This window comes from Ruegeria sp. C8, from assembly GCF_056537565.1.
Genome location: NZ_JBQFRV010000014.1, coordinates 64,867 through 87,801 on the forward strand (window position 1 = coordinate 64,867; position 22,935 = coordinate 87,801).

Annotated in this window: 20 protein-coding genes; 14 read left to right on the top strand and 6 right to left on the bottom strand. The window is 55.9% G+C overall.

Translation table 11 applies throughout. The features are described from left to right. Positions 1-3 precede the first annotated feature (3 nt). Entirely contained in the window at positions 4-984 is a 981-nt protein-coding gene (locus tag ACR0KL_RS17355; protein ID WP_170676826.1) for a D-2-hydroxyacid dehydrogenase family protein, read from the top strand. Here the strand turns inward: ACR0KL_RS17355 and ACR0KL_RS17360 are convergent. Then, entirely contained in the window at positions 953-2,017 is a 1,065-nt protein-coding gene (locus tag ACR0KL_RS17360; RefSeq protein ID WP_170676827.1) for an AbrB family transcriptional regulator, read from the bottom strand. The genes ACR0KL_RS17355 and ACR0KL_RS17360 overlap by 32 nt on opposite strands. Positions 2,018-2,095: 78 nt before the next feature. Between ACR0KL_RS17360 and ACR0KL_RS17365 the strand changes: the two genes are divergently transcribed. From ACR0KL_RS17365 to tcuB, 3 genes are read left to right on the top strand one after another with little or no spacing between them, the layout of a single operon-like run. Further along, positions 2,096-2,776, top strand: coding sequence for a GntR family transcriptional regulator (locus ACR0KL_RS17365; protein ID WP_170676829.1), 681 nt, complete (start codon positions 2,096-2,098; stop codon positions 2,774-2,776). An 11-nt stretch (positions 2,777-2,787) separates the two neighbouring features. After that, complete coding sequence (tcuA, locus tag ACR0KL_RS17370) at positions 2,788-4,182, top strand: FAD-dependent tricarballylate dehydrogenase TcuA (protein ID WP_170676831.1); 1,395 nt, start codon at positions 2,788-2,790, stop codon at positions 4,180-4,182. Next, positions 4,172-5,251, top strand: coding sequence for a tricarballylate utilization 4Fe-4S protein TcuB (gene tcuB / locus ACR0KL_RS17375; protein WP_170676833.1), 1,080 nt, complete (start codon positions 4,172-4,174; stop codon positions 5,249-5,251). Before tcuA ends, tcuB begins: the two co-directional genes overlap by 11 nt. A gap of 87 nt (positions 5,252-5,338) precedes the next feature. Here tcuB and ACR0KL_RS17380 read toward each other — a convergent pair whose 3' ends face one another. Beyond that, positions 5,339-5,572 carry a DUF6538 domain-containing protein gene (locus tag ACR0KL_RS17380; RefSeq protein ID WP_170676835.1) on the bottom strand — a complete coding sequence of 78 codons (234 nt, stop codon included), beginning with the start codon at positions 5,570-5,572 and terminating at the stop codon, positions 5,339-5,341. A gap of 605 nt (positions 5,573-6,177) precedes the next feature. Between ACR0KL_RS17380 and ACR0KL_RS17385 the strand changes: the two genes are divergently transcribed. The 6 genes from ACR0KL_RS17385 (at position 6,178) to arcC (ending at position 13,293) form a co-directional block, all read left to right on the top strand. Then, entirely contained in the window at positions 6,178-6,576 is a 399-nt protein-coding gene (locus ACR0KL_RS17385) for a hypothetical protein (RefSeq protein WP_170676837.1), read from the top strand. A 622-nt stretch (positions 6,577-7,198) separates the two neighbouring features. After that, positions 7,199-8,686 carry a YfcC family protein gene (locus ACR0KL_RS17390; RefSeq protein ID WP_170676839.1) on the top strand — a complete coding sequence of 496 codons (1,488 nt, stop codon included), beginning with the start codon at positions 7,199-7,201 and terminating at the stop codon, positions 8,684-8,686. 9 nt (positions 8,687-8,695) lie between these two features. Next, a complete protein-coding gene (locus ACR0KL_RS17395; protein WP_170676840.1) occupies positions 8,696-10,075 on the top strand; it encodes an amino acid permease in 1,380 nt (459 codons plus the stop codon). Next, positions 10,072-11,298 carry an arginine deiminase gene (locus ACR0KL_RS17400; protein WP_170471693.1) on the top strand — a complete coding sequence of 409 codons (1,227 nt, stop codon included), beginning with the start codon at positions 10,072-10,074 and terminating at the stop codon, positions 11,296-11,298. Before ACR0KL_RS17395 ends, ACR0KL_RS17400 begins: the two co-directional genes overlap by 4 nt. A gap of 54 nt (positions 11,299-11,352) precedes the next feature. After that, entirely contained in the window at positions 11,353-12,351 is a 999-nt protein-coding gene (argF, locus tag ACR0KL_RS17405; protein ID WP_170640571.1) for an ornithine carbamoyltransferase, read from the top strand. A 3-nt stretch (positions 12,352-12,354) separates the two neighbouring features. Next, the gene (gene arcC / locus ACR0KL_RS17410; RefSeq protein ID WP_170676843.1) at positions 12,355-13,293 is read left to right on the top strand and encodes a carbamate kinase; all 939 of its coding nucleotides are present in this window, start codon (positions 12,355-12,357) and stop codon (positions 13,291-13,293) included. Between the two features lie 246 nt (positions 13,294-13,539). Here arcC and ACR0KL_RS17415 read toward each other — a convergent pair whose 3' ends face one another. Then, positions 13,540-16,278: a cation-translocating P-type ATPase gene (locus ACR0KL_RS17415; protein ID WP_480777324.1), complete on the bottom strand. Its 2,739-nt coding sequence runs from the start codon at positions 16,276-16,278 to the stop codon at positions 13,540-13,542. Between the two features lie 335 nt (positions 16,279-16,613). Here ACR0KL_RS17415 and ACR0KL_RS17420 point away from each other — a divergent pair, with 335 nt between their 5' ends. Together ACR0KL_RS17420 and ACR0KL_RS17425 are read left to right on the top strand one after the other, a co-directional pair. Then, positions 16,614-17,084, top strand: a complete 471-nt coding sequence (locus ACR0KL_RS17420) for a hypothetical protein (RefSeq protein ID WP_170676846.1) — start codon at positions 16,614-16,616, stop codon at positions 17,082-17,084. A 228-nt stretch (positions 17,085-17,312) separates the two neighbouring features. Continuing rightward, positions 17,313-17,720, top strand: coding sequence for a (R)-mandelonitrile lyase (locus ACR0KL_RS17425; protein ID WP_170555725.1), 408 nt, complete (start codon positions 17,313-17,315; stop codon positions 17,718-17,720). Positions 17,721-17,912: 192 nt separating this feature from the next. Here the strand turns inward: ACR0KL_RS17425 and ACR0KL_RS17430 are convergent, their stop codons facing one another. Then, positions 17,913-18,125, bottom strand: coding sequence for a eukaryotic translation initiation factor eIF-2-beta/eIF-5 family protein (locus ACR0KL_RS17430; protein WP_170555724.1), 213 nt, complete (start codon positions 18,123-18,125; stop codon positions 17,913-17,915). A 610-nt stretch (positions 18,126-18,735) separates the two neighbouring features. Here ACR0KL_RS17430 and ACR0KL_RS17435 point away from each other — a divergent pair. Next, complete coding sequence (locus tag ACR0KL_RS17435) at positions 18,736-20,439, top strand: SulP family inorganic anion transporter (RefSeq protein WP_170676847.1); 1,704 nt, start codon at positions 18,736-18,738, stop codon at positions 20,437-20,439. Between the two features lie 230 nt (positions 20,440-20,669). Next, positions 20,670-21,569 carry a histone deacetylase family protein gene (locus tag ACR0KL_RS17440; RefSeq protein ID WP_170676850.1) on the top strand — a complete coding sequence of 300 codons (900 nt, stop codon included), beginning with the start codon at positions 20,670-20,672 and terminating at the stop codon, positions 21,567-21,569. 120 nt (positions 21,570-21,689) lie between these two features. Here ACR0KL_RS17440 and ACR0KL_RS17445 read toward each other — a convergent pair whose 3' ends face one another. Together ACR0KL_RS17445 and ACR0KL_RS17450 are read right to left on the bottom strand one after the other, a co-directional pair. Further along, positions 21,690-22,082: an ectoine synthase gene (locus tag ACR0KL_RS17445; RefSeq protein ID WP_170676852.1), complete on the bottom strand. Its 393-nt coding sequence runs from the start codon at positions 22,080-22,082 to the stop codon at positions 21,690-21,692. Between the two features lie 15 nt (positions 22,083-22,097). Further along, positions 22,098-22,847: an SDR family oxidoreductase gene (locus tag ACR0KL_RS17450; RefSeq protein ID WP_170555720.1), complete on the bottom strand. Its 750-nt coding sequence runs from the start codon at positions 22,845-22,847 to the stop codon at positions 22,098-22,100. Between the last annotated feature and the right edge of the window lie 88 nt (positions 22,848-22,935).

The following is a 22,935-nucleotide window of genomic DNA, read 5'->3' on the forward strand; positions in this document are numbered from 1 at the left end:
TCGATGAAAGTTCACATTCTGGATGATTGGTTTGATACTCTGCAGGGCCTGCCCTGTTTTGAGAAGCTATCTCGCCATGACGTGAAGGTCTGGACAGACCATGTCGAAGATACCAGCGAATTGGCTGAACGCTTGCGGGAGGCTGAGGCGCTGGTGTTGTTTCGCGAACGCACCAAGATCACCCGCGATTTGGTTGAAAAACTCCCAAACTTGAAATTGATCAGTCAGCGCAGCGTGTATCCGCATGTTGATGTGCAGGCATGCTCGGATAACGGAGTGCAGCTGTGTTCGAACATGCATGGCGGGACGCCTTCATATGCAGCAGCCGAACTGACATGGGCGCTGATCATGGCCGGGATGCGCGATTTGCCTGCGCAGATGGCCTCGGTCAAAGCTGGGCGTTGGCAGGCCGGGGTTGGCAAGACCCTGAGAGGGCGGCAGCTGGGGCTGTATGGATATGGCCGCATCGCCCGCGCCGTTGCTGGTTACGCCGAGGCATTCGGCATGAATGTGGTCTGGTGGTCCTCGGACGATGGCCGGGCGCGAGCGCAGGCAGACGGCGCGCAGGTTGCCGCAAGCCGCGAAGCGTTCTTTGCCAGCAGCGATGTTGTCTCGGTCCATGTTCGCCTGAAGCCGGACACACACGGCATCATCACAGCGTCGGATTTCTCGCAGATGCAACCCGGGGCGTTATTTGTGAACACCTCCCGGGCCGGGCTGATTACTACGGGTGCTTTGTTGGACGCGTTGAACGCCGGTCGCCCGGGCAAGGCCGCAATTGATGTCTTTGATGCCGAGCCCCTGACGGACCCGAATGACCCTTTGCTATCGCACCCAAACCTTATTGCGACACCGCATATCGGCTTTGTGACCGAGGACGAATTCGACCTGCAATTCGCAGACATTTTCGATCAGGTGAACGCCTATGCTGAAGGCGCTCCCATTCACATGATCAACCCCGAGGTTTGGACCAGCGCAGGATAAGATTGGCCGCTATGGGCGCGCCGATGATCACCAGCACGATCCTTGTGAGATGGTGGGTGATTACAAAGCCCAGATCCGCGCCCGAAACGATAGCTAGCACTGTCATCTCTGCCTGTCCGCCGGGGGCAAAGGCCAAGAAAGCCTCGACCGGTTGGCCAAAGCCCAACGTGGTGACAACAGCGGTGAAAGCGGCTGCAAGGATGGCAAGGACAATGACATAGGCGACGCCCGCTGCAACCACCCGGCGGAGTTCGACCCAAGTGACGCCCACGAACTTCACGCCTATCCCGCAACCGATGAAGAACTGCGCTGCAAGGATGGCCTCGCGCGGTGGTCGGGTATGAATGAAGTCGCCCAGTGACAGAGCTGCTGTCAGGATCATCGGGCCGAGGATGGATGCTCCGAACAGGCCGATCCGCTCACCGCCTTTCCAGCCTATAAGGGCGGCCAGCACCATCAGCGCCAACTCATGTATTGGCAGGTCGCGCGCAGGCTCTCCGATCGGATTGGTGAGTTGGGCATCGTAGAACACTGTCAGAAACAGCGGGGCCAGCGTCACGATGATCAACACGCGCGTACCGTGGATCAGCGAAAGTGTACGCGGGTTGGCGCCTGCTTCGGCTCCAAAGATGATCATGTCCTGCAATCCGCCTGGCATGGCGGCGTAAAACGCGGTCGTAGAGTCAAACCCCCAGATCTTGCGAAAGAAAGGCACGCCGACCAGTGCGATCAGCAGGATGAAGAAGGGGACCAGTGCAATAGACGCGGCCATCTTCGGCAGCTCTGCGAAAAGGGCAGGGGTAATCGAAGCCCCAACTGCAACGCCGAGTATGGTGCGCGCTGCAACCGAAACCTGACCAAAACCTTCCATAGGGGCATGCGCCAGGGCAGCGATCAGACATGCGCTCATCGGGCCGAACAGAAAGGGCAGCGGCAGGTTCAACGCCCAAAATACTCCGGTGCCCAGCAGTGCAAGGACCAGTGTTACGGCCCGCTTCTTTAGGAGTGAAAGTGTTTTGTTTTGGGTGGGCAAGGCGGGGCTTCCGACAATATTGACTCATTGTGTATCCAAATGTATACAACTGGACGCAAGAAGACAAGAGAGCGCTCGATGACCATTCAAGACGACCCCTTACAGTCTGGCCCTCAAGGCAATTCAGCGTATCAACGCCTGCTGGACGAGATTCGGGATGGCACACTTCTGCCTGGCGAGCGGCTGCGCGAGATTGAGCTGTCGGAACGACTAGGCGTCAGCCGTACTCCCGTACGCGAGGCTATCCGGCAGTTAGAGGCCGACGGGCTAGTCACTCATGTGCCACGGCAGGGCGCAACTGTACGCAGCCTCGACTACGCCGAAGTAATGGAGCTCTATGAAATGCGCGCGGTGCTCGAGGGAACTGCGGCCCGTTTAGCCGCGCGTGCTGCGTCGGATGTCGAGTTAGACGAGCTGAGCGTTTTGAATGATCGCTTGGCTGAGGCTGGCACCGGTTCGGAAGCGGCTCGGATCAACCGGATTTTCCACGCCACACTTTTGGACGCAGCAAAGAACCGGTTTCTTGCCAAGTCTATGTTGTCTTTGCAAAAAGCGCTGTTGATCCTTGGGCCGTCGCAATTGCTGGACGGTGATCGGGCCGAGACAGCAGTGGCAGAGCATAAGCGCGTCATGGCTGCCTTAAAGGCCCGCGATGGCGCAGCGGCTGAAACAGAAATGCGTGCGCATATTCAGGCCGCACAACGGATGCGTATTCGGGCGTTGCAAGAGCGCGACCGGACAACCGACGAAAATCAATAGGTAGACAGGATATGGCCACCCAAAAGGAAGCATATGATATCGCTGTGATCGGCGGTGGGAACGCAGCCCTTTGCGCCGCGATAACCGCTGCCGAGGCAGGCGCCCGTGTTCTGATCCTCGAGACGGCGCCAAAACCCTATCGTGGTGGAAACTCCCGCCATACGCGCAATTTTCGTTGTATGCATGGCGCTCCTCTCGGCCCGCTGATCGAAGAATACAGTGAAGATGAGTATCTTGAAGATCTGCTAAAGGTCACTGGCGGCAAAACCGACGAACATCTTGCTCGCCTCGCGATCCGAACCTCCGAGGAATGCCTGCCGTGGATGGAAGAACACGGGGTGCGTTTCCAACCCTCTCTGTCCGGAACACTGTCGCTGGCGCGGACCAACGCCTTTTTTATGGGGGGAGGGAAGTCTCTGGTAAACGCCTATTACCGAACTGCCGCGGGTTTGGGTGTCGATGTTCTGTACGAAGCTGCTGTCACGCATCTGGAGTTGAATGGTGATCGGATCGAGTGGGTCGACTACACCTATGCAGGCCAGTCTCATCGCATCACGCCCAAGGCAGTCATCGTTGCCTCGGGTGGGTTTCAGGCTGACACGGATTGGCTGACCCGTGCATGGGGCGAACCTGCCAAGAATTTCTTGATCCGGGGCACACCCTATAACCGTGGCGTGGTTCTGTCTGATTTGCTGGATCAGGGTGTGGACAGCGTCGGCGATCCGACCCAGTGCCACGCCGTCGCCATTGACGGGCGCGCGCCGATGTTCGACGGCGGCATCGTCACCCGCCTGGACTGCGTGCCGTTTTCAATTGTCGTGAATAAGAATGCCGAGCGGTTTTATGACGAGGGCGAAGACGTATGGCCCAAGCGCTATGCGATTTGGGGGCGTCTTGTCGCGGCCCAGCCGGATCAAGTTGGCTATGTGATCATCGATGCGAAGTCCCTGAACCTGTTTATGCCCTCGGTCTTTGCACCGCTAAAGGCGGATAGTTTGGAAGAATTGGCTGGAATGATGGACCTGCCCGCCGACAAGCTGAAAGCAACCGTTGCTGAATTCAACAAAGCATGCGGCGATACCAGTGGTTTTCATCCGACCGAGCTGGACGGTGTCACGACCTCGGGTCTGACGCCGCCCAAGACGAACTGGGCGCGTCCGATCACGGAGCCGCCCTTTTATGGCTACTCGCTGCGCACCGGCGTGACCTTCACCTATCTGGGTCTGAAGGTCGACGACACAGCGCAGTGCTCAACCCCTGACGGCAAGATCAAGAACCTTTGGGCCGCTGGCGAAACCATGGCCGGGTCAATCTTGGGGCAAGGCTACTTGGCCGGGTTCGGCATGACCATCGGAACCGTTTTTGGACGCATCGCAGGACGTGAGGCCGCCGCTTATGCAAACTGACCTTATTCAAGAAGCCCGCCGTCAGGCCGAGATTTGCAACGCCTGCCGGTATTGCGAGGGCTACTGCTCAGTCTTTCCATCCCTGCATGCGGAACGCGCGTTTTCCGATGGAGACATCATGCAACTCGCTAACCTCTGCCACAATTGCAGGGGGTGCTACTACGCTTGTCAGTATACCGCACCGCACGAGTTCGACCTGAATCTGCCGAAAGCTCTGGCCGAAGTGCGGCGGGACAGCTGGGAAAGCTTCGCCTGGCCGCAGCCTCTGGCGCGCCGGTTTCACACTCACGGCGGGGCTATTGCCTTGGCACTGGTAGTTGGATTTGCCCTATTGTTCTGGGCCATTCGCGCCATCGGATCAAGCGGGGGAGAGGGGTTCTATGCCGTCCTGTCCCACAATGCGATGGTCGCAATCTTTGCGCCCGCATTCTTGTTGCCACTCTTTAGTGTGGCTATCAGCCTAAGGCGCTATTGGGCGGAAGTCGGTGGCAAACCCCTCCAATTGTCTGATTTGAAGGCCGCCTTCAAACGCGCTGGTAAGATGCAGGATCTAGCTGCCGGGCATGGTGAGGGATGTAACTTTGAAGATGAAGATCGGTTCAGCCAAGGGCGCCGTCACATTCACCACGCTATCATGTACGGCTTCCTGCTGTGTTTCGCGTCGACCTCGGTGGCGACGGTTATGCACTACGGGTTCGGGTTGCACGCGCCTTACGGGTTCTGGTCCCTGCCAAAACTCTTCGGCGTTTCCGGAGGTATCCTGCTGACAATGGGATGCGGAGTCATGGTTCTGCTCAAGCAGAAATCTGATCGAGAGCTTGGCGATCCGTCTGCTTGGGGGGGTGACATCGGTTTCATCCTGCTGCTCGGTTTTGTCGGCCTGAGCGGACTGGTCCTTTACGCCCTTGGTTCAACGTCTCTGATGCCTGCGCTGCTTGCCATCCACCTTGGATCGGTTCTGACTTTCTTCCTGCTAATGCCCTACACCAAGATGGCTCATGGCTTCTATCGGCTTGCGGCTTTGATCAGAGACGCGCAGCGGAAGAGAGAACTATCAGTTGTTTCCTAGTAAACACCCAACGCTAGGCGCGTTTCTTTATCTTCCTTCAGCTGGAAGTTGTAGTATACGGCCTTGATTTGTTGATCTGATCTGAGGTCAGTTCAGCTCAAGCTTCCTGTCCTTGGGCTTTGAGCAAACATAGGTGGCGTCAAATTGTTGGTCGACCTCAATGGCAGCGAAACGGACCTTCCGAATAGCATAGGCGCGGTTCTTCGTCATCAAAGAGAACTTTTCTTCGGTCTTCGGGTAGGTCGCTGCGATGTCCGCAGTGACGGCTGCGCGGAGATAGTAGACGTCGCCATGGCGATAGAGTCGGGAGTGTCCAGGCATCTTCTCAAGCGTCCTCATTGTGACACCTCAACGTAACAGAATCGTTTTTAAACTCTCGTAAATTAAGGGGATAAACCCAAACCAACAGCATATGAAGATTTGGTGGAGCCTAGGGCCATCATACCCTCATTGAAAACGCTGCGTTTTCCGCCAGTTGGGATATCTCGCCCCCATAAAGAAACTCACGTATTACTGAATTCTTCTGATTTCAACTGCTGTCAATTGGGCCAATGAAACCAATTTGGCAATCCAAAACCTTGCTGTCGCGCGGTGCTATCACCTTCATCCAGACAACTTGGCCAACGTGCGTTCAACATTGAGGAATGGAAATTGAGAATTGAGTGGGGCATCCTAGTTGTATTGCATTTCTTGTAACTAAAGAATTGAGCGTTGAGCATCTGATGCCAGATGGCCTGGGAGGCATCCTCACTTCTTGATTTCTTTGTGGGATTGCAACAGCCGATTTGGTTTTTCACTCGAAGGAGCGGAACACCTCGCACTCGAACTCCGTAAACCACGGGTCAATCCCAAGACAGCGACAAGAACGCAAAGTTAAGCTATTATGTCAGTATTTTTGATGTAAATATGACGAAGTTGCCGGTTCTGTGACCCATGACGAGAAACAAGCTAAACGCGGCCCGGATGGCAAATTCCTGCCCGGGCACAAGCCGCGAAAGTCAACCGGTCGACCGCGGGCCGCAAATGGCATTAAAGTACGCGCAGCACAGCTTGCGGGCGAACGGCTTGAAGAGATGCTCGGGCGCGCCACTGACGAAATTTCCGACGAGCTTGATATCGGCAATCCAACCGTAGCCCAATGGCTCGTTGATCGGGTTCGGCCTCCTACACGCTCTGACTTCGCTCAATTGGCTGACAGGAACAAATTGAGTTCAATTGAAGATATCCGCGCCGCTTCAGAGCGAACCACAACTGCAGCATCTTGGAGCGAAATCAGCTTGCAACAGGCAAGGCTTCTTCGGGATGCCCTGGGTCGTCACGCCTAGCTCAAAGGGCTTGAAGAACTGTCCGCACTCCGTGCGGAGGTCGAGGAAATGCGACGTGCGGATAGAACGACCGCCGCAATTGATAAGTCATTGCTACCAAAATGGGGCCGCCTGAGCGAGGAATAAAAATGAAGAGAGGGTCATGGACAGACATCGGAGGAATGGCTGAAACTCGCTCCCCCATTTCCGATAGGACCGCCATCAAGGCTGCACTTAAAGCCACAATCGAAGCGGCTGATAGGTTAGAGATATCAATCCAGCATTCTGAAAAGATAGGTGCGCGGCCTCCAAACCTGATGTCTGGTCGGCGTGAACTCTACGAGGCGAGACGACTACTGGCTTCGGGTATCGCGCACCTAAGAGAAATGCGTTCTTAGCAACACTTGTACGGGCTGAAGCAAAAAGACGCATTTCCCGCTTTGGTAAAATTATCCGCAAAATCTGTCGTTCAAGCAAGTCGCAGCGAATGACTGCACTGAGCCCATGGCAGACATTGTTCAATGTGTTCGACAACCCCACGTTTTACGAAAGTGACAAGTCGCCGCGTTAGTACTAAGTTGAGACATAAATATTCAAATATTTGACTGCCCAGTTTCTCAGCTTCACCCAGCGCGAGTTTCATATGTCCAAGTTTAAATTTCCTACCGCTTTTACCATTCTGTTCATACTGATTGCCGTCGTGGCCGCCCTTACATGGGTTATTCCGGCCGGTGAGTACGACCGTCAGATGAACGAAGCTCTGGGCAGCGAAGCGCCAGTCCCAGGCACCTATCACGAAGTCGAGCCGAACCCTCAGGGGCTTGCAGCGGTTATCCTTGCCCCGATTGCCGGAATGTACGATCCTGGTCTCCTTGGAAGTTCATCCAGCGCCGCAATTGATGTCGCTTTGTTTGTCCTGGTCATTGGTGGTTTCCTGATGGTTGTCACCAAGACAGGAGCTATCGACGCCGGTATCGGTTGGCTGCTGCACAGGTTGGCCGGGCGGGAAATCCTGATGATCCCAATCCTGATGATCGCCTTTGCCTTTGGCGGGACAAGCTATGGCATGGCCGAAGAATCCTTGGCGTTCTACGCTCTGATCATTCCGGTTTTTATTCGGGCAGGATACGACTCCTTGACCGGGGTCGCGGTGATCATGCTGGGCGCAGGCATTGGGACCCTGGGCTCAACCTTCAACGCATTTGCGACAGTTGTTGCCTCGCAAGGTGCGGGTATTCCGTTCACGAATGGGATCGTTCTTAGGTTCATTATTCTTGTCCTTTGTCTTGCTGCAGGCATCGCATTCGTCATGCGATACGCATCACGCGTGAAAGCCGACCCGTCATTGTCCGTGGTGGCAGATCAGGCCGAGGAAAACCGGGCGCATTTTCTAAAGGGTTCGGAAGGCGATGATACGTTCCCCGATATGACCAAGACCCGTTCGATCATTCTGATTCTTTTCGGGATTACCTTCGCCATTATGATCTATGGTGTTGTCGCGCTGGGGTGGTGGATGGCGGAAATGTCCGGTCTCTTCCTGGTGATGTCCATCATCGTCTGGTGGGTCGGGAAAACGGATGAAGGGTCCAGAATGGACGAAGGGACCTTTGTGGAAACCTTCGTTGATGGCGCGCGCGATTTGCTGGGCGTTGCCCTGATCATTGGCGTCGCACGCGGTGTTGTCGTCATTATGGACGCGGGCAAGATCACCGACACTATCCTTGCAGGGGCAGAGGGGTTTGTCTCAGGACTGAGCGAGTTCGCCTTTATCAACGCGATGTTTGGCATTCAGATCTTGATGTCATTCCTGGTGCCGTCCTCGTCAGGGCTGGCCACGCTTTCGATGCCGATCATGGCGCCACTGGCAGACTTTGCAGGCGTCGGCCGTGACCTTGTGGTTACTGCGTATCAGTCAGCAAACGGATGGGTGAACCTGTTCAACCCGACATTTGCCGTCGTCATGGGAGGGCTAGCCATTGGTCGCGTGTCATATGACAGGTGGCTACGCTTTGTTTTCCCGCTGCTCGTAATTCTGGCGGTGATTATCTGCGCGGCACTTACCGTTGGGGCCATCACTGATCCGGGGATCGACAGGCCCACAACCGAGACTCCAGACACAACATCGAACTGAGCCGTCGCAATGACCGATCGCGCCGCCACAGACACAACATCGACATCCGGTGCCCTTGGGCTGACGGCCTGTATTGCCTTGGTCGTCGGAAACATGATCGGGTCGGGAGTGTTCCTTCTACCAGCGTCACTTGCACCGTTTGGGCCAATCGCAATCGGCGGGTGGATTCTGACTTCGGCAGGGGCGCTTGTTCTCGCGATCATATTCGGAAGGCTGTCACGCGTCGTTTCTAAACCCGGTGGTCCTTATGCCTATTCGCAGGAAGCATTCGGAGACTTTGCAGGTTTCATTATCGCCTGGGGGTACTGGATCGCACTTTGGACCGGGAACGCCGCAGTCGCTGTCGCGTTGGTGGGGTATCTGGGGTTCCTGTTCCCTATTATCATCGAAGTGCCGATGTACGGCCTCTCGACTGCGTTGGTTGCAATCTGGACGCTCACCTTGGTTAACATCCGAGGCGTCGAAGGGGCTGGTTTGGTTCAGATCGTGACCACCGTGCTCAAGCTCGCTCCGCTGGTATTGATTGGCACATTGGGTATCTTCTGGATCAACACCGAGAACTATGTTCCGGTCAATCAAAGCGGCACCACTGCGTTTACGGCGATTTCTGCCGCGGCTGCTCTGACGCTTTGGGCCTACCTGGGTCTTGAATCTGCGACGGTTCCCTCTGGCGATGTTATCGAGCCGGAAAAGACCATCCCGCGCGCCACCGTGATCGGCGTGATTATCGCCGCAAGCGTCTATATCTCGGTAACCGCCGTTTCGATGGGCGTCATTCCTGCCGAGCTGCTTGCTGTTTCCGCCGCACCTCTTGCAGCCGTCGGTGAGGTGATGTTTGGTCCCGTTGGTGGTGTCCTTGTTGCTGTGGGCGCGGTGATTTCGACCTTTGGTACTTTGAACGGCTTTACGCTGCTCAGTGGCCAGGTCCCTTACGGTGCCGCCTTGGATCGCGTCTTTCCTGCAGCCTTGGGCCAAAAATCCAAATTTGGAACGCCTGCTAATGCGTTAATCCTGTCGAACGCGTTGGCCTCGGTTTTGATTATCATGAACTATGCGCAAGGGCTGGTCGCCGCATTCAACTTTGTCATTTTGCTCGCCGTTGTAGCCAGCCTGTTGCCCTATGCCATCTGCTCAGTGGCCGAGATTATGATCCGGCTGAAAGGCGGGCAGGTCCTGCATGGCCCGGAACTGGCGAAGGTCATCGTACTGGGCGCGCTTGGGTTCATTTATTCGGTCTGGGCCTTCATCGGCTCAGGCGCTGAAACTGTTTTGGTTGGCTCGGTCCTGCTGCTTATGGGCGTGCCTATCCATGTCTGGGTCCGCTGGAGCCAGGCCAATGACGTTGAAGACATTCAAAAAACAGATAGTTCGAAAGGAGAGTTACAATGAAGCTCGGCGTTCATTCCGAGATCGGAAAGCTCAACAAGGTGATCGTCTCACGCCCCTCGCTGGCGCATGATCGTCTGACACCGCGAAACTGCGAAGAGCTTCTTTTCGATGATGTCATCTGGGTCGAACAGGCTCGTAAGGATCACGCTGAATTCTGTTCCCTGATGCGCGAACGCGGGGTCGAGGTCTATGACATTCAGGATCTGCTGGCTCAAGCTATCGCGGACGACCCAGAGGCGCGGGCCTTCATGCTGGACCGCTTGATCACGCCAAACATGGTCGGTCTTGGCTTTTCAGTTGAAATGCGCGCCTGGCTGGATGAGATGGACGCCAAGACCTTGGCACGCCACATGCTGGGTGGAATCATCTTTGCCGATCTGCCCAAAGGTATGATCGACGAACAATTTGGCGACTTGGTATCGCTGGGCGATTTCATCCTGCCCGCTGTTCCGAATGCGCAGTTCCAGCGTGACCCGTCTTGTTGGATGTTCAATGGGGTCACGACGAACCCGATGTTCTGGCCGGCTCGCAAGCCGGAAACACTGATTATGCGCACCGTGTATCGCTTCCATAAGATGTTCAAGAACGCCGAATTCGAATTCTGGTGGGGCGACAGCGACGACGATTTTGGCCTCGCCTCGGTCGAGGGTGGCGATGTGCAGCCGGTGGGCAACGGCACAGTGTTTATCGGCATGGGCGAGCGCACGACCCGACAGGCCGTGGCACAGGTTTCAGAAGCGCTGTTCCGCAAGGGCGGCGCCGAACGTGTTGTCGCCTGTGCGATGCCCAAGAGCCGTGCAGCCATGCATCTGGATACTGTCTTCACTTGCCTCGACCATGACAAGGTCACCGCATTCTCAGAAGTTGCGGACCAGATCACCTGCATCTCGATCCGTCCGGGTGACCGGGGAGATTTAGATATCCACGTTGAAAAAGGGCACCTGTTCGACGTCTACAAAGAAGCCCTCGGGCTGAACTCGCTGGAAGTCATTTCTACCGGTGGCAATGAATTCCAGGCCGAGCGCGAACAATGGGATGACGGCAATAACGTCGTGGCCCTCTCGCCAGGTGTTGTTGTCGGCTATGCGCGCAACACGTTCACGAACGGAAAGATGCGCGCAGCCGGTGTCGAGGTGATCGAAATCTCGGGTCAGGAACTGGGGCGCGGCCGTGGTGGCGGCCACTGTATGACCTGCCCGATAGACCGCGACCCCGCCTATTGAATTTACCATGGGCGCAGCACCTGCGCCCTCTGATTTTTGTTAGGGAGAGATAAAATGGCATTCAATCTCAAAGGCCGTAGCTATCTGAAAATCGCCGATTTCAGCCAGCGTGAAATGCTGTATCTGCTGGATCTGGCCCGCGACCTGAAGCGCGCCAAATACGCCCGCGCCGAGCAGCCGTCGCTGACCGGCAAGAACATCTGTCTGATCTTCGAGAAGACCTCGACACGTACCCGTTGCGCCTTTGAAGTGGCCGCATACGATCAGGGCGCGAACATTACGTATCTCGATCCATCGGGCTCGCAGATCGGGCACAAGGAGTCGATGAAAGACACGGCGCGCGTTTTGGGACGTATGTTCGACGGGATTGAATTCCGCGGTGCGGGACAGGACATGGTCGAGACACTGTCAGACTATGCCGGCGTCCCGGTCTATAACGGCCTGACGGACGATTGGCATCCAACACAGATGCTGGCCGATATGCAGACCATGATTGAGCATGCCGATAAGCCCCGCAAGGACATTGTCTACGCCTATTCGGGTGACTGCCGATCGAACATGGGCAATTCGCTTTTGATGCTGGGCGCGATCATGGGCTGCGACGTTCGGATGATTTCTCCGAAAGAAACCCAGCCCCATGACGATGTGCGAGAATTGGCGATGGAGCGGGCCGAAAAAACGGGCGCACGTGTGACCATCACGGACGATACGTCTGCTGTCGAAGGCGCGGACTTCATTCATACCGACGTCTGGGTATCGATGGGTGAGCCAAAAGAGGTTTGGGCAGAGCGCATCAAACTGCTGAGCCCATATCAGGTAAACATGGATCTGATGAAGAAAACGGGCAACCCGAGCGTCAAGTTCATGCACTGTCTGCCAGCCTTCCACAATCTGGAGACTAAAGTTGGTCAGGACATTCACGAACAGTTCGGCATCACCGAAATGGAAGTGACCGAAGAAGTCTTCGAAAGCGATATGAACATTGCGTTCGAGCAAGCAGAAAACCGGATGCACACCATCAAGGCGATCCTCGTCGCCACACTGGGGAGCTGATCCATGGGACGCGTTGTTGTAGCACTCGGCGGCAACGCGCTTCTTAAACGGGGCGAGGAAATGACGGCGGACAATCAGCGCAAGAACGCGAAGATTGCCGCCGAAGCCCTCGCACCGCTGTGCGAAGCGCATGAAACCGTCATCACCCACGGGAACGGTCCGCAGGTCGGAATGCTGGCCCTGCAAGAGATCATGTACACCGATGTCGAGGAATACCCACTGGACGTGCTAGTGGGCGAGACGATGGGGATGATCGGCTACATGATCGAGCAGGAGCTTGGCAACATCCTGCCCTTCGAGCATCACATCGCCACCCTGCTGACCATGATCGAGGTAGACCCGAGCGACCCGGCCTTTGACAATCCGACCAAGTTCATCGGGCAGGTTTATTCCGAAGCGGACGCCAAGAAAGAGGCGGCTGACAAGGGCTGGACGGTGAAACCGGATGGCGAGTACTGGCGGCGCGTGGTGCCCTCGCCCCGCCCGAAACGTATCTTTCAGGTCGAACCGATCCGTTGGATCCTGGAAAAGGGCGCGACTGTGATCGCTGCTGGCGGAGGTGGCATCCCGACGATGTACGAGGCAGGAGCTGAACGGAAACTGGTCGGGGTCGAAGCCGTCATCGACAAGGATTTCGCCTCGTGCCTTCTGGCGCAGAACCTTGGCGCAGATTTCTTTGTCATCGCTACAGATGCAGAAGCTGTGTTCCTGAACTGGGGAACGCCTGACCAAAAAGGCATTCGGTGCATCACGCCCGACGCGTTGGATGAATACGACTTCCCCGCTGGATCAATGGGTCCCAAGGTGCAGGCCGCCCAGGACTTTGTGCGATCCTCGGGCGGGCGCGCGATTATTTGCGCGCTCGCCGATGTTCCCGCCGCCGTTCTTGGCGAAAAAGGTACGACCGTATCGCTGGAGGCGGGGGAAACACAGTTTCACTAGGCTCGAAGAATAGGCCTTGTTCATTATGATGCTCTCTATGGGAAGCGCGGGAAGACGCTGCACGCTGCGCGTCAATAGATCGTGCGTATGGGCTATCAGGCCATAAAATTTAACTTCCTCTGAAATTCTTGTGGGCGGAATGCTGGCCAGGCACGATGCAGATCCACTGCCAAGAAGTTGACACCGAATGGGTGCTTCAGGATGTCCATTCTAGCACCTTCAGTGCCTTTCTAAGCAAAGGTAGTTTCAGAGCCATTTCAGTCCGAACATTTCCTTCAGCGCAGACAACAGAAGCGTGGGCAGTGCGGCGATGAAGAACACTCCGAGCAAATGCGACAGAGGCAGTGAAACTGTTCCAAGCACGAAATGTCCAGCGCCGGTATAAATGGCGAGAAGAGACAGCAATAAGGAAATGCTCACCGGTCCAAGCAAGGTGCGGTTGCCGAGCGGCGACTTGCGGTAGAGCGTAGAGGTCGTTCGGGCGTCGAAAATATGCCAGATCTGGGCAAAGATCAGTGTCATGAACGCTGCTGTCTGGGCGTGTTCCAAGGAGGCGCCTCGTTCGAGAAACTCCTGGAAGACATAAAAGGTCAGCAGGCCGAGCAGCGTTCCCCGGATCAGGATCCGCTCTTTCATTCCGCCACCGAACAGATTATCGTCGCGCGGGCGCGGTGGGCGCTGCATCAGGTCGGGTTCCGCTTTCTCGAAGCCGAGTGTCAGAGCCGGTAGCCCATCCGATACAAGATTCACCCAGAGGATCATCAGCGGTGTGATCGGCAGGAGCGGGTCTGCCCCCATCAGTAGGAAGGCGAACAGGATCGTTGAGACCTCGGCCACGTTGGCGGTGAGCGCCTGCCGAATGAATTTCAACAGATTGTCGAAGATGCGCCGGCCTTCGCGGACTGCCGTCACGATGGTGGAGAAATTGTCATCGAGCAGCACGAGGGCAGCGCTGTCCTTGGCGACCTGCGTGCCGGTGATGCCCATGGCGACACCAATATCCGCCGCTCGCAGAGCGGGCGCGTCGTTGACGCCATCCCCGGTCATTGCCGCCACCTCGCCATTCTCCTGCATGGCATTGACGATGCGCAGCTTGTGCTCCGGGGTCACCCGGGCAAAGACGGCCGCGTGCTGCACCATCTCTTTCAAATCCTGATCGCTCATCTGGTCGAGCTCGACCCCGGTATGAACCGTCTGCGCGTCGCTGGTGCGAATGCCGATCTGTTCCGCAATCGCTTGGGCGGTCACGGCGTGGTCGCCGGTGATCATCACCGTTCGGATGCCGGCCCCAGTTGCCTCCGAAACGGCGATGGGTACTTCGCTGCGCGGCGGGTCCATGATGCCGTGAATGCCAAGCAGTACGATCCGCTGCTCGGGATCGGCATGGTCCAGATCCTCTTCTGCCACCTCCCGATAAGCCACGGCGAGGGTCCGGAGCGCCTTCTCGCCGAAACTGTCGATCACCGCCTCGATCTCTTCCCGCAAGGCCGGGGAGATCTCAAGCGTTTCCCCGGCCATGCGGACATGGCTCGCCCTTGACAGGATCACATCAGGCGCCCCCTTGGCGCCGAGCACAGTGCGCCCATCCGGCAATCGAGCGAAGACAGACATCATCTTGCGCGTTGAATCGAAGGGGAATTGCCGAAGCGCCTCGACTCGCGCTTCTGTCAACTTCTCGCGGGAAATCCCGACCTTGGCCGAGGCCACGACCAGAGCGCCCTCAGTCGGGTTGCTCTGGATCGCCGGGCGCCCGTCAGCCTCGATCATACGCGCATCGTTGCAATAGGCGGAGACGGCCAGCATCTGCCGAAGATCCGTTTCGGCCTCGATCTCAGCCACGCTACCGTCTTCGGAACGGAACTCGCCATGCGGATCGAACCCCTCGCCGGTCACTTCCCAGTCCTTGCCACCGGCCCAGCATTGCATCACCTGCATTTGGTTCTGCGTGAGCGTGCCGGTCTTGTCTGAACAGATCACCGAGGTCGCGCCGAGCGTTTCTACAGAGGAAAGCCGTCGCGCCAAGGCGTTGCTGGCAGCCATGTTTTGCGATCCCAGCGTCAGAACGATGGTGACTACTGTCGGCAGGCCCTCCGGGATCGCCGCGACCGACAGCGAGATTGCCGTGTTCAGCATCTCAGCCGCATCCATTCCATTGACCACGCCAATGCCGATCACGATGGCGACCACGATCAGGGCCGCCATGATCAGCACCTTGGAAAGGCCCTCGATCTTGAGTTGCAGCGGGGTCTTTGGCTCTTTCGCAGAGGACATGAGGGCAGCGATGTGACCGACCTCGGTCTCCATTCCGGTGCCCACGACAATGCCTTCACCAGCGCCGCCAGTGACCTGCGTGCTCATGAAGCCCATATTCAGACGATCGGCCAGAACGACGTCTTCGTCCTCGATCGGATCGGCATGTTTGTCGACCGGTTCGGATTCTCCCGTCAACGCGGCCTCGTCGACCTGCATCCGGCTGGCGGTGACAAAGCGAATGTCGGCGGCCAGAATGTCACCGGCTTTTACTCGCAGAATATCGCCCGGCACGAGATCCGCCGCCGGTACTTCGACGATCTCGCCGCCGCGGCGCACGAAGGCCTGCGGTGCAGACATCTCCCGCAGGGCTGCCAAAGACTGCTCGGCCTTGTATTCCTGCCAGAAGGAGATGAAGGCGTTGAAGACGGCGATCGCGAATATCGCAATCGCATCAACCCAATGCCCTGTATAGGCCGAGACAAGAGCACCTGCTATCAGGATGATCAGCAGCGGGCTTGCGAATTGCCGCAGGAGCATCTTCCAGGGCGGCACTGTTGCAGTTTCTTCCAAGCGGTTTGGACCGTGTGTTGAAAGCCGCTTGGCCACCTCGTCCGGATTCAATCCCGTCTCAGGGTTCACGCCGAGGTTTTCGGCGACCGCTCTTCCGTCCAACACCCAAGGTGCGTTCGCGTTACCAAGAGCCGATGGGGTTGTCTGCGCGAAACCTGACATTCTCAACTCCGTATGAGCAATTGCGTGACCGGAAAAATCTTGGGGTGCCAGTGCCCATTCTCAGTCAATGAGCCAACCTGCGCAGTTCATTGACGGTTCTCCAATTTGTGATGCGCACACCTTTAGACAGCTACCAGCAGCGACGGAGCTTTGTCATCTGCAAAATCGAGAAAGGTCAGAAAAGCAGATATCCGCCATTGAATGGAATACGCCCAGCCTAGAGAGACCGCAGCTAGCCGACATTCGGGCTCTTCCTGTCAAGGGCAGCAATGTCCCGTCAGCCGTCCAGCTCTGTTTTTGATGTTGGCTTTACCCACCACCGCTAAACTACGATCATGCTAACGTCAGCCGCCTTCAAAACCATCATGCTTGCGCTTGTCATCGCGCTCGTCCTCATTGGACTTTGGATCACGGTTCAAAGACAAAGCCTTCCCTGGAACTGGGCAGAGCTTCAAAACTTCCGTGAGAAGGATATACCCATGCCGTTGGCGGCCGCTTTCCGGAATGATGTCCGGTTTGTGTGCATAAACACACCCTACTCTGACCCAACACAGCTACCGAAAGATAGCCCTTCGTCGCTGGTTGATCAGCTCGACCTCTCTTGGGTGGGGGAGAACGCCATTCGGTTCTCACTTTTCAATCCCGAAATGAGGCTTCTTCATGAATACGCCCAGCCTTTTGTTGCCGACAAATTTGTTTTTTCCAATACAGGATTACGCGGCTATTGTGGGCCAGCTGGTACCCTCAGGCTAAGAGTTCATGGCACGCCTGAGTGGTTATTAGTCGAACTGTTGTACCCTGAGTAACGGGCATCTGCTTCCGCGATTGGAAAAGCAGACCTTGGCAAAAGCCCAGCGAACGGCAGAAAAGTCCGCAACTCAGACGCAGGTCTTGTGCAATCCGCTGACCGGTTACAGTCGCAATCTGGGCATTCGACAATGGTGCCCAGATGGCCGCGCCGACCCGGCGTGCATCTGGGTTTGAAATTGGAACTCTGCTATGTCCCCAGGAGCAGCGCAACGAAGGAGCACATCATGAAAATTCACCGCGCGGGGGACCGGCCCTCTCAATTTCCCGGCAATGAGTATTTCACCGGTACAGTCCGCTTTGATCCCGTTGTTACAGGGAATGATCCCTCGCCGGTCAAGATCCTTACTGTGACTTTTGAGCCCGGAGCACGGACGGCGTGGCACACGCACCCCGCCGGTCAAACGCTGCATGTCTTGTCGGGCTCGGGCCTAGCTGGAGCTGAGGGGCAGTCAGTGCAGGTGTTGCGCCCTGGCGATACGGTGTGGTTTGCGCCAGGAGAGCGGCATTGGCACGGCGCGGCGCCAGACTGTGCGATGACCCATCTGGCTGTGCAGACGTCTGTCGAGGGCAAGACTGCTGATTGGATGGAGCATGTGTCAGACGAGGATTACAGCGCAGCGCGCGCAGAATAAAGCGCGTGGGCCCTGCCGAGCAAGTCGCTGCAGAGAAACCTAATCAGAACCCTTCCGGATTCTCTCTACGCCTATTTAAAGGGGGGTAACGGTTTTCTCGCCTTCGGAAAAACGTGGCCCATGTTGCGACTCTGAGAGGCCCGCGCAGCAAGCTTTCAATTTTCCGAATATCTGGCCTCTTCAGCCACCCACCTACCCAGCGAAATCCCATCGCTGCAGAACGTCTCTCGCCCGTGCCATTTTCTGCGCGTTGATCACGACCTCTTCCGCTCCGTTGCGCACCTCCTCACCGAGCAGAAATGGCTCCTCGTACCCACATGCATTGCAGGCAGCTTTCTCACCCGTAATCAACGTATCCGGCGATCCGCATTCAGGGCATCGTGCCTGGACATCATCGTTGAACATATACCGGCCTCTCCTTCATTTACCGATTGCCAGAACCGGGTCCGCCCGCCAGAATCGCTGATTGGCGCATCCGCTTGAACTCGTCTGGGGTGACGGTTCAGCTGCTGGCATCGATACCTTTTGGGATGCGCGCTCTCTTGTGTCCAATCGCGCGAACGCTGCCTCTTGTGATCTCTTAACAGGTCGACTCGTAGCCTGTCAGCCCGCTTGTGTTGATTTGGATGGCAGTCTGACCGTTCGCGTTAGTGACCAATGGAGCCTTGGGAGGTGGGTTGCACGCTGAAACCAGCAACGCGAACCCAATGTAAATCCATCTGTGCATACGAAATTCCCTTTTTTCTCTAAAATAGGCTGGCAGCCGTTCAGTCCAATCTGTCTGTTACCAGCTCCGAGCGCATAGGAGACACTTACAAAATATCATCGCATGACCGAATCGAGCCCACTTTCCCCAATGCCGCGCGATGCCCCAATTGCAGCAATGCGCAGAAACCGGACGTTGCAAATTCGATGAAATCTTCAAAAAGTTCCATGCATCCGAAAAACGCCAGTGCTATCACGAGAAATAGCTTCTGCCGCCACGTGGGGGCTAACCCGAAAGTGCAACAATTGAATGTCTGACAAAACGTCCCATTCTCACGGATCATCCCTTCCGGTTCTGCAGGGAGTTCTGCCTATTGTTCCAGCCAAGCTTCCGGCCGAAATCCTTGCCGGAGTGACCTTCGCGTGCCTCGCGATACCCGAGGTCATGGGCTATACGAAAATTGCAGGAACACCGGTCATTACCGGGCTGTATACGATTATGATTCCGATGACGCTTTTCGCGATATTCGGATCTTCACGCCACCTTGTGGTTGGTGCAGACTCGGCGACCGCTGCCATCACTGCATCAGCCTTGGCTGGCATGGCTGTAGGTGGTTCGTCTGAATACATAGCGCTTGCTTCGCTTTTGGCGCTGATGGCAGGTATTCTCTTGATCGCGGCCAGAGTCGTCGGTCTGGGGTTTCTGGCCGATTTCCTGTCCAGAACGGTTCTGGTCGGCTTTCTGACCGGTGTTGGTATTCAGGTCGCCTTAGGCGAGTTACCTGGGATCTTAGGCATTGAAACGAGCGGTCATGGCACGATCCAGAAACTCTCAAGCGCTTATCAGAACATCAGTCAGATCAGTTGGGCGACATTTTTGATTGCAACCGCAGTTTTGGTCATTGTGATCGGAGCGAAACGCCTGTCCCCAAAGGTGCCTGGGCCATTGATTGCTGTCATCGGGATCATCGGACTAAGTTGGTATTTTGATTTCGAAAGAAACGGGATTGCCTTGCTTGGCCCCGTGCCGAGCGGTTTGCCTTCACTCTCGATCCCGCAGGTTGACTGGAACTGGACGACATTCAAACAGCTGCTCCCTACAGCGCTTGCGATACTCGTCGTCATCCTGGCGCAGAGTGCTGCGACATCTCGCGCCTATGCTGCGCGCTACGGGGAAAAGTTCAGCGAAGATACCGATCTTGTCGGGCTTGGTATTGCCAATATTGGCGCGGCATTCAGCGCGACTTTTGTCGTCAATGGAAGCCCTACCAAGACCGAGATGGTTGCCGGTGCCGGAGGTCAAAGCCAGATAGCCCAATTGACTACGGCGCTGGTCGTGTTGTTTGTTCTCTTGTTCCTTACACAGCCTCTTGCGTTCTTGCCTGAGGCAGTGCTGTCCGCCGTCGTATTCCTGATTGGTCTGAAGCTGATAGACCTGCGCGGATTGCGAGAAATCTTCGTTCAAGCGCCTACTGAGTTCGGGATTGCAATGGGCACGGCCGCGGTGGTCGTGGCCACCGGAGTCGAACAAGGCATCATTTTTGCGATGGTTCTTTCGCTGATCGATCATACGCGTAAAGGATACCGGCCCAAGAATTCCATCATCACTAAAATGCCAGACGGGGAATGGCTGGCACGACCACTCGACAAACCCGAGCAATTCGAACCTGGGCTCATTGTTTACCGCTTTTCACACGGGATGTACTATGCGAACGCGCAGCGATTTGCGAATGAGGTTGTCGATGTCATCGCCGCGATCGAAGAAAAGACCCACTGGTTCTGTATCGACGCTTCTGCAATTGACGACATCGATTACACTGCCGGGAGCGTTTTGAAATCAACTATTCAAACACTCCACGATCGTGACATTAAGGTCGTGTTTCTCTTTGCCGAACCATCGATAGAGGCAGAACTCGAACGCTATGGAATAGCCAATCTTGTCTCGAAGAAGTTCTTTTTTCGAACAGGCCACGAGATGATCGAGGCCTACGAAGTCGAAACATCGCATAGTTGAATGCATTCCAACTAACGCGAACTCGCCCCATCTAGCGACAACAAAACGTAGGATTGCGCGTCCACTGCGAGTGAACCACAAAGCAGACATTCGCATTAGATATCAACTGTGGCTTTCCCTTACATTCACGCACCACTTGAAACGCAATGCTATCAGCGGCCGAAGTTGCAGACCAGTTAGGAGGTCGGCTATGCTTTGGCGAATTGCCTGAGTTTTTCTTCACCTAAGCCATGAGATTTTACTCTCCTCACAGATTTTCCCCTAGTCTGCCTTCCGGACATCGGTTTCCGAAGGGCAAGTACAAAATGCTTCACACGCTACTGCTGAAAGACGGTATTCTTCAGGAGGCACAGATCGCAAAATCTTTGCCAGCTAGCGATGAAGCGGTATTGCGTGCGCACGCCGCCGGTTTTGTCGCGCAGTTTGAAAACGGGGAACTGGAGGAAAAGGCCATGAAACGGATTGGCTTCCCGTGGAGCCGGGAACTTGTGAGGCGGGTTCGCGCCACGGCCGGTGGCGCAATTGCTGCTGCTGAGACCGCTCAGGAGTACGGTATCTCGGGACAGCTTGCTGGCGGCACTCACCATGCTCATCCTACGTTTGGATCTGGCTATTGCGTCTACAACGATCAGGCTGTCGCGGCGCTCCACCTGCTTGCGGCTGGCATGGTCGAAAGGGTCGCAATCATCGATCTTGATGTCCACCAGGGTGACGGTAGCGCCGCCATTTTCGCCGACAACCCATCGGTCTTCGTCTTTTCGATGCACGGGGAAAAGAATTTTCCGTTCCGCAAGTTTCCAGCGGATCTCGATGTTGCCCTGCCGGATGGCACCGGCGACAAGGACTACCTTCGCGCCTTAGCCGATCACTTGCCGGCTGTGTTTGAATTTCGTCCCGACCTCATTCTATACCAGGCAGGCGTTGATCCGCTGGCAGAAGACAAGCTAGGGCGGCTTGCGCTGACCCATGATGGCCTTATCCAACGCGATCAGGCGGTACTGAACGCCTGCAAAGGCCGGGGCATCCCGGTCTCGATGGCAATCGGCGGCGGCTATGCCGACCCCATTGAGGCGTCCGTCACGGCTTACGCCAATACCTACCAGGTCGCAAAGAAGCTTCACCGATTTTGATGACAGATCTGATCTCAGTGATTTGTCATTCTCACCGTGTTTAGATGGTCCTCAGAGAGCCTAAATTTCCAGAGGCTGCGCTCTTCTCGAACGGCCGGTTTGCGCAACATATCACCGTGCTCATACAGATACAATTGGAGCATAACTTCCGTCTTCGCGGTGTACTTCGCGCCCGCTGAGCGGTGGATTGAATACGCAGACAAGCCGAAGGTCAAACTCTGTTGCACGCACTAAATGTCGGTCGTGTTGATCCAAGGCATAGAGGGAAAATGGTTCAAGGAAATGCCAGGTTTCATCTTCAAACGCTCTGATCTGCCCCTTGCCCTCGATGCAGTAACACGCTTCCAAATGATGGGTATATTTCAGCTCCAGCACTGCGCCTTTTTTAATGATCGTATCAGTCAGCGAGAACCCCATCCCATCCGACGCGAGAAGCAGTCTTCTGCTATTCCAACCGGGCCCGGAAACGTCCCGATCTGTGCCAAGGATATCTTTGAGTTCCGTAACAATCATTTTAGCACCTCTTTGCTATCGTACCGCGCGGTTCATCCCGCCATCGGATAGAATGCTCTGACCGTTAATGTACCGGGCTCCATCGCTGGCAAGAAATACGCAGGCTTGCCCGATTTCTTCGAATGTTGCCGGCCGCTGAGCTGGGATTTCCCGACGGGCCTGTTCGGAAAGATTTACGTTTTCGCAGAACCCGGGCAGCAGGTTGTTCATGCGTATATTATGCCGTGCGTAGCGATCCCCATAAAGCTTTGAGAAACTGTGCAGAGCGCCACGCAGCATGCTCATGGGATAGGGCGCACGCGGCTCGATTGTGTTCATGGACGAAATGTTTACGAATGCGCCCCCGCCCTGTTCGATCAATATGGGCGTGACAATGCGGGCGATCTTGACGACGTTCAGTACGTACATATCCAGACTTTCGTGCCACAACGCGTCGCTGAGTTCCAAAAGCGGCCCGTCAAAGTCGGGATCAAACCCTACCGTCTTTATCGCTTCTGGCACCGCACCGCCGTGGCCCATATTGCTGACGATTGCATCGATCCTTCCATATTTGCTCATGGTGTCGTCGATCATCTTTCGGAGATCGTCGACGTCTAAAACAGAGCCACGACGACCAATGCCCCCAAGCTCTTCCGCCAGTTCAACAGACCGGTTTGACGGGGACATTAGCGAAACTTTGTAGCCCGCGTTTGCCATTTCAATGGCGCAACCCCGGCCAATACCTTGTCCTGTGCCTGTCATCAGCGCGACTTTGGTATCGGGCATGGTATCCCCTTTCTTCAGATGTATAGTATGTGAGAATTATTGCTTTGATAGCAGTGTACCCTCTTGGAATTAGGTAATCCTATCGAGT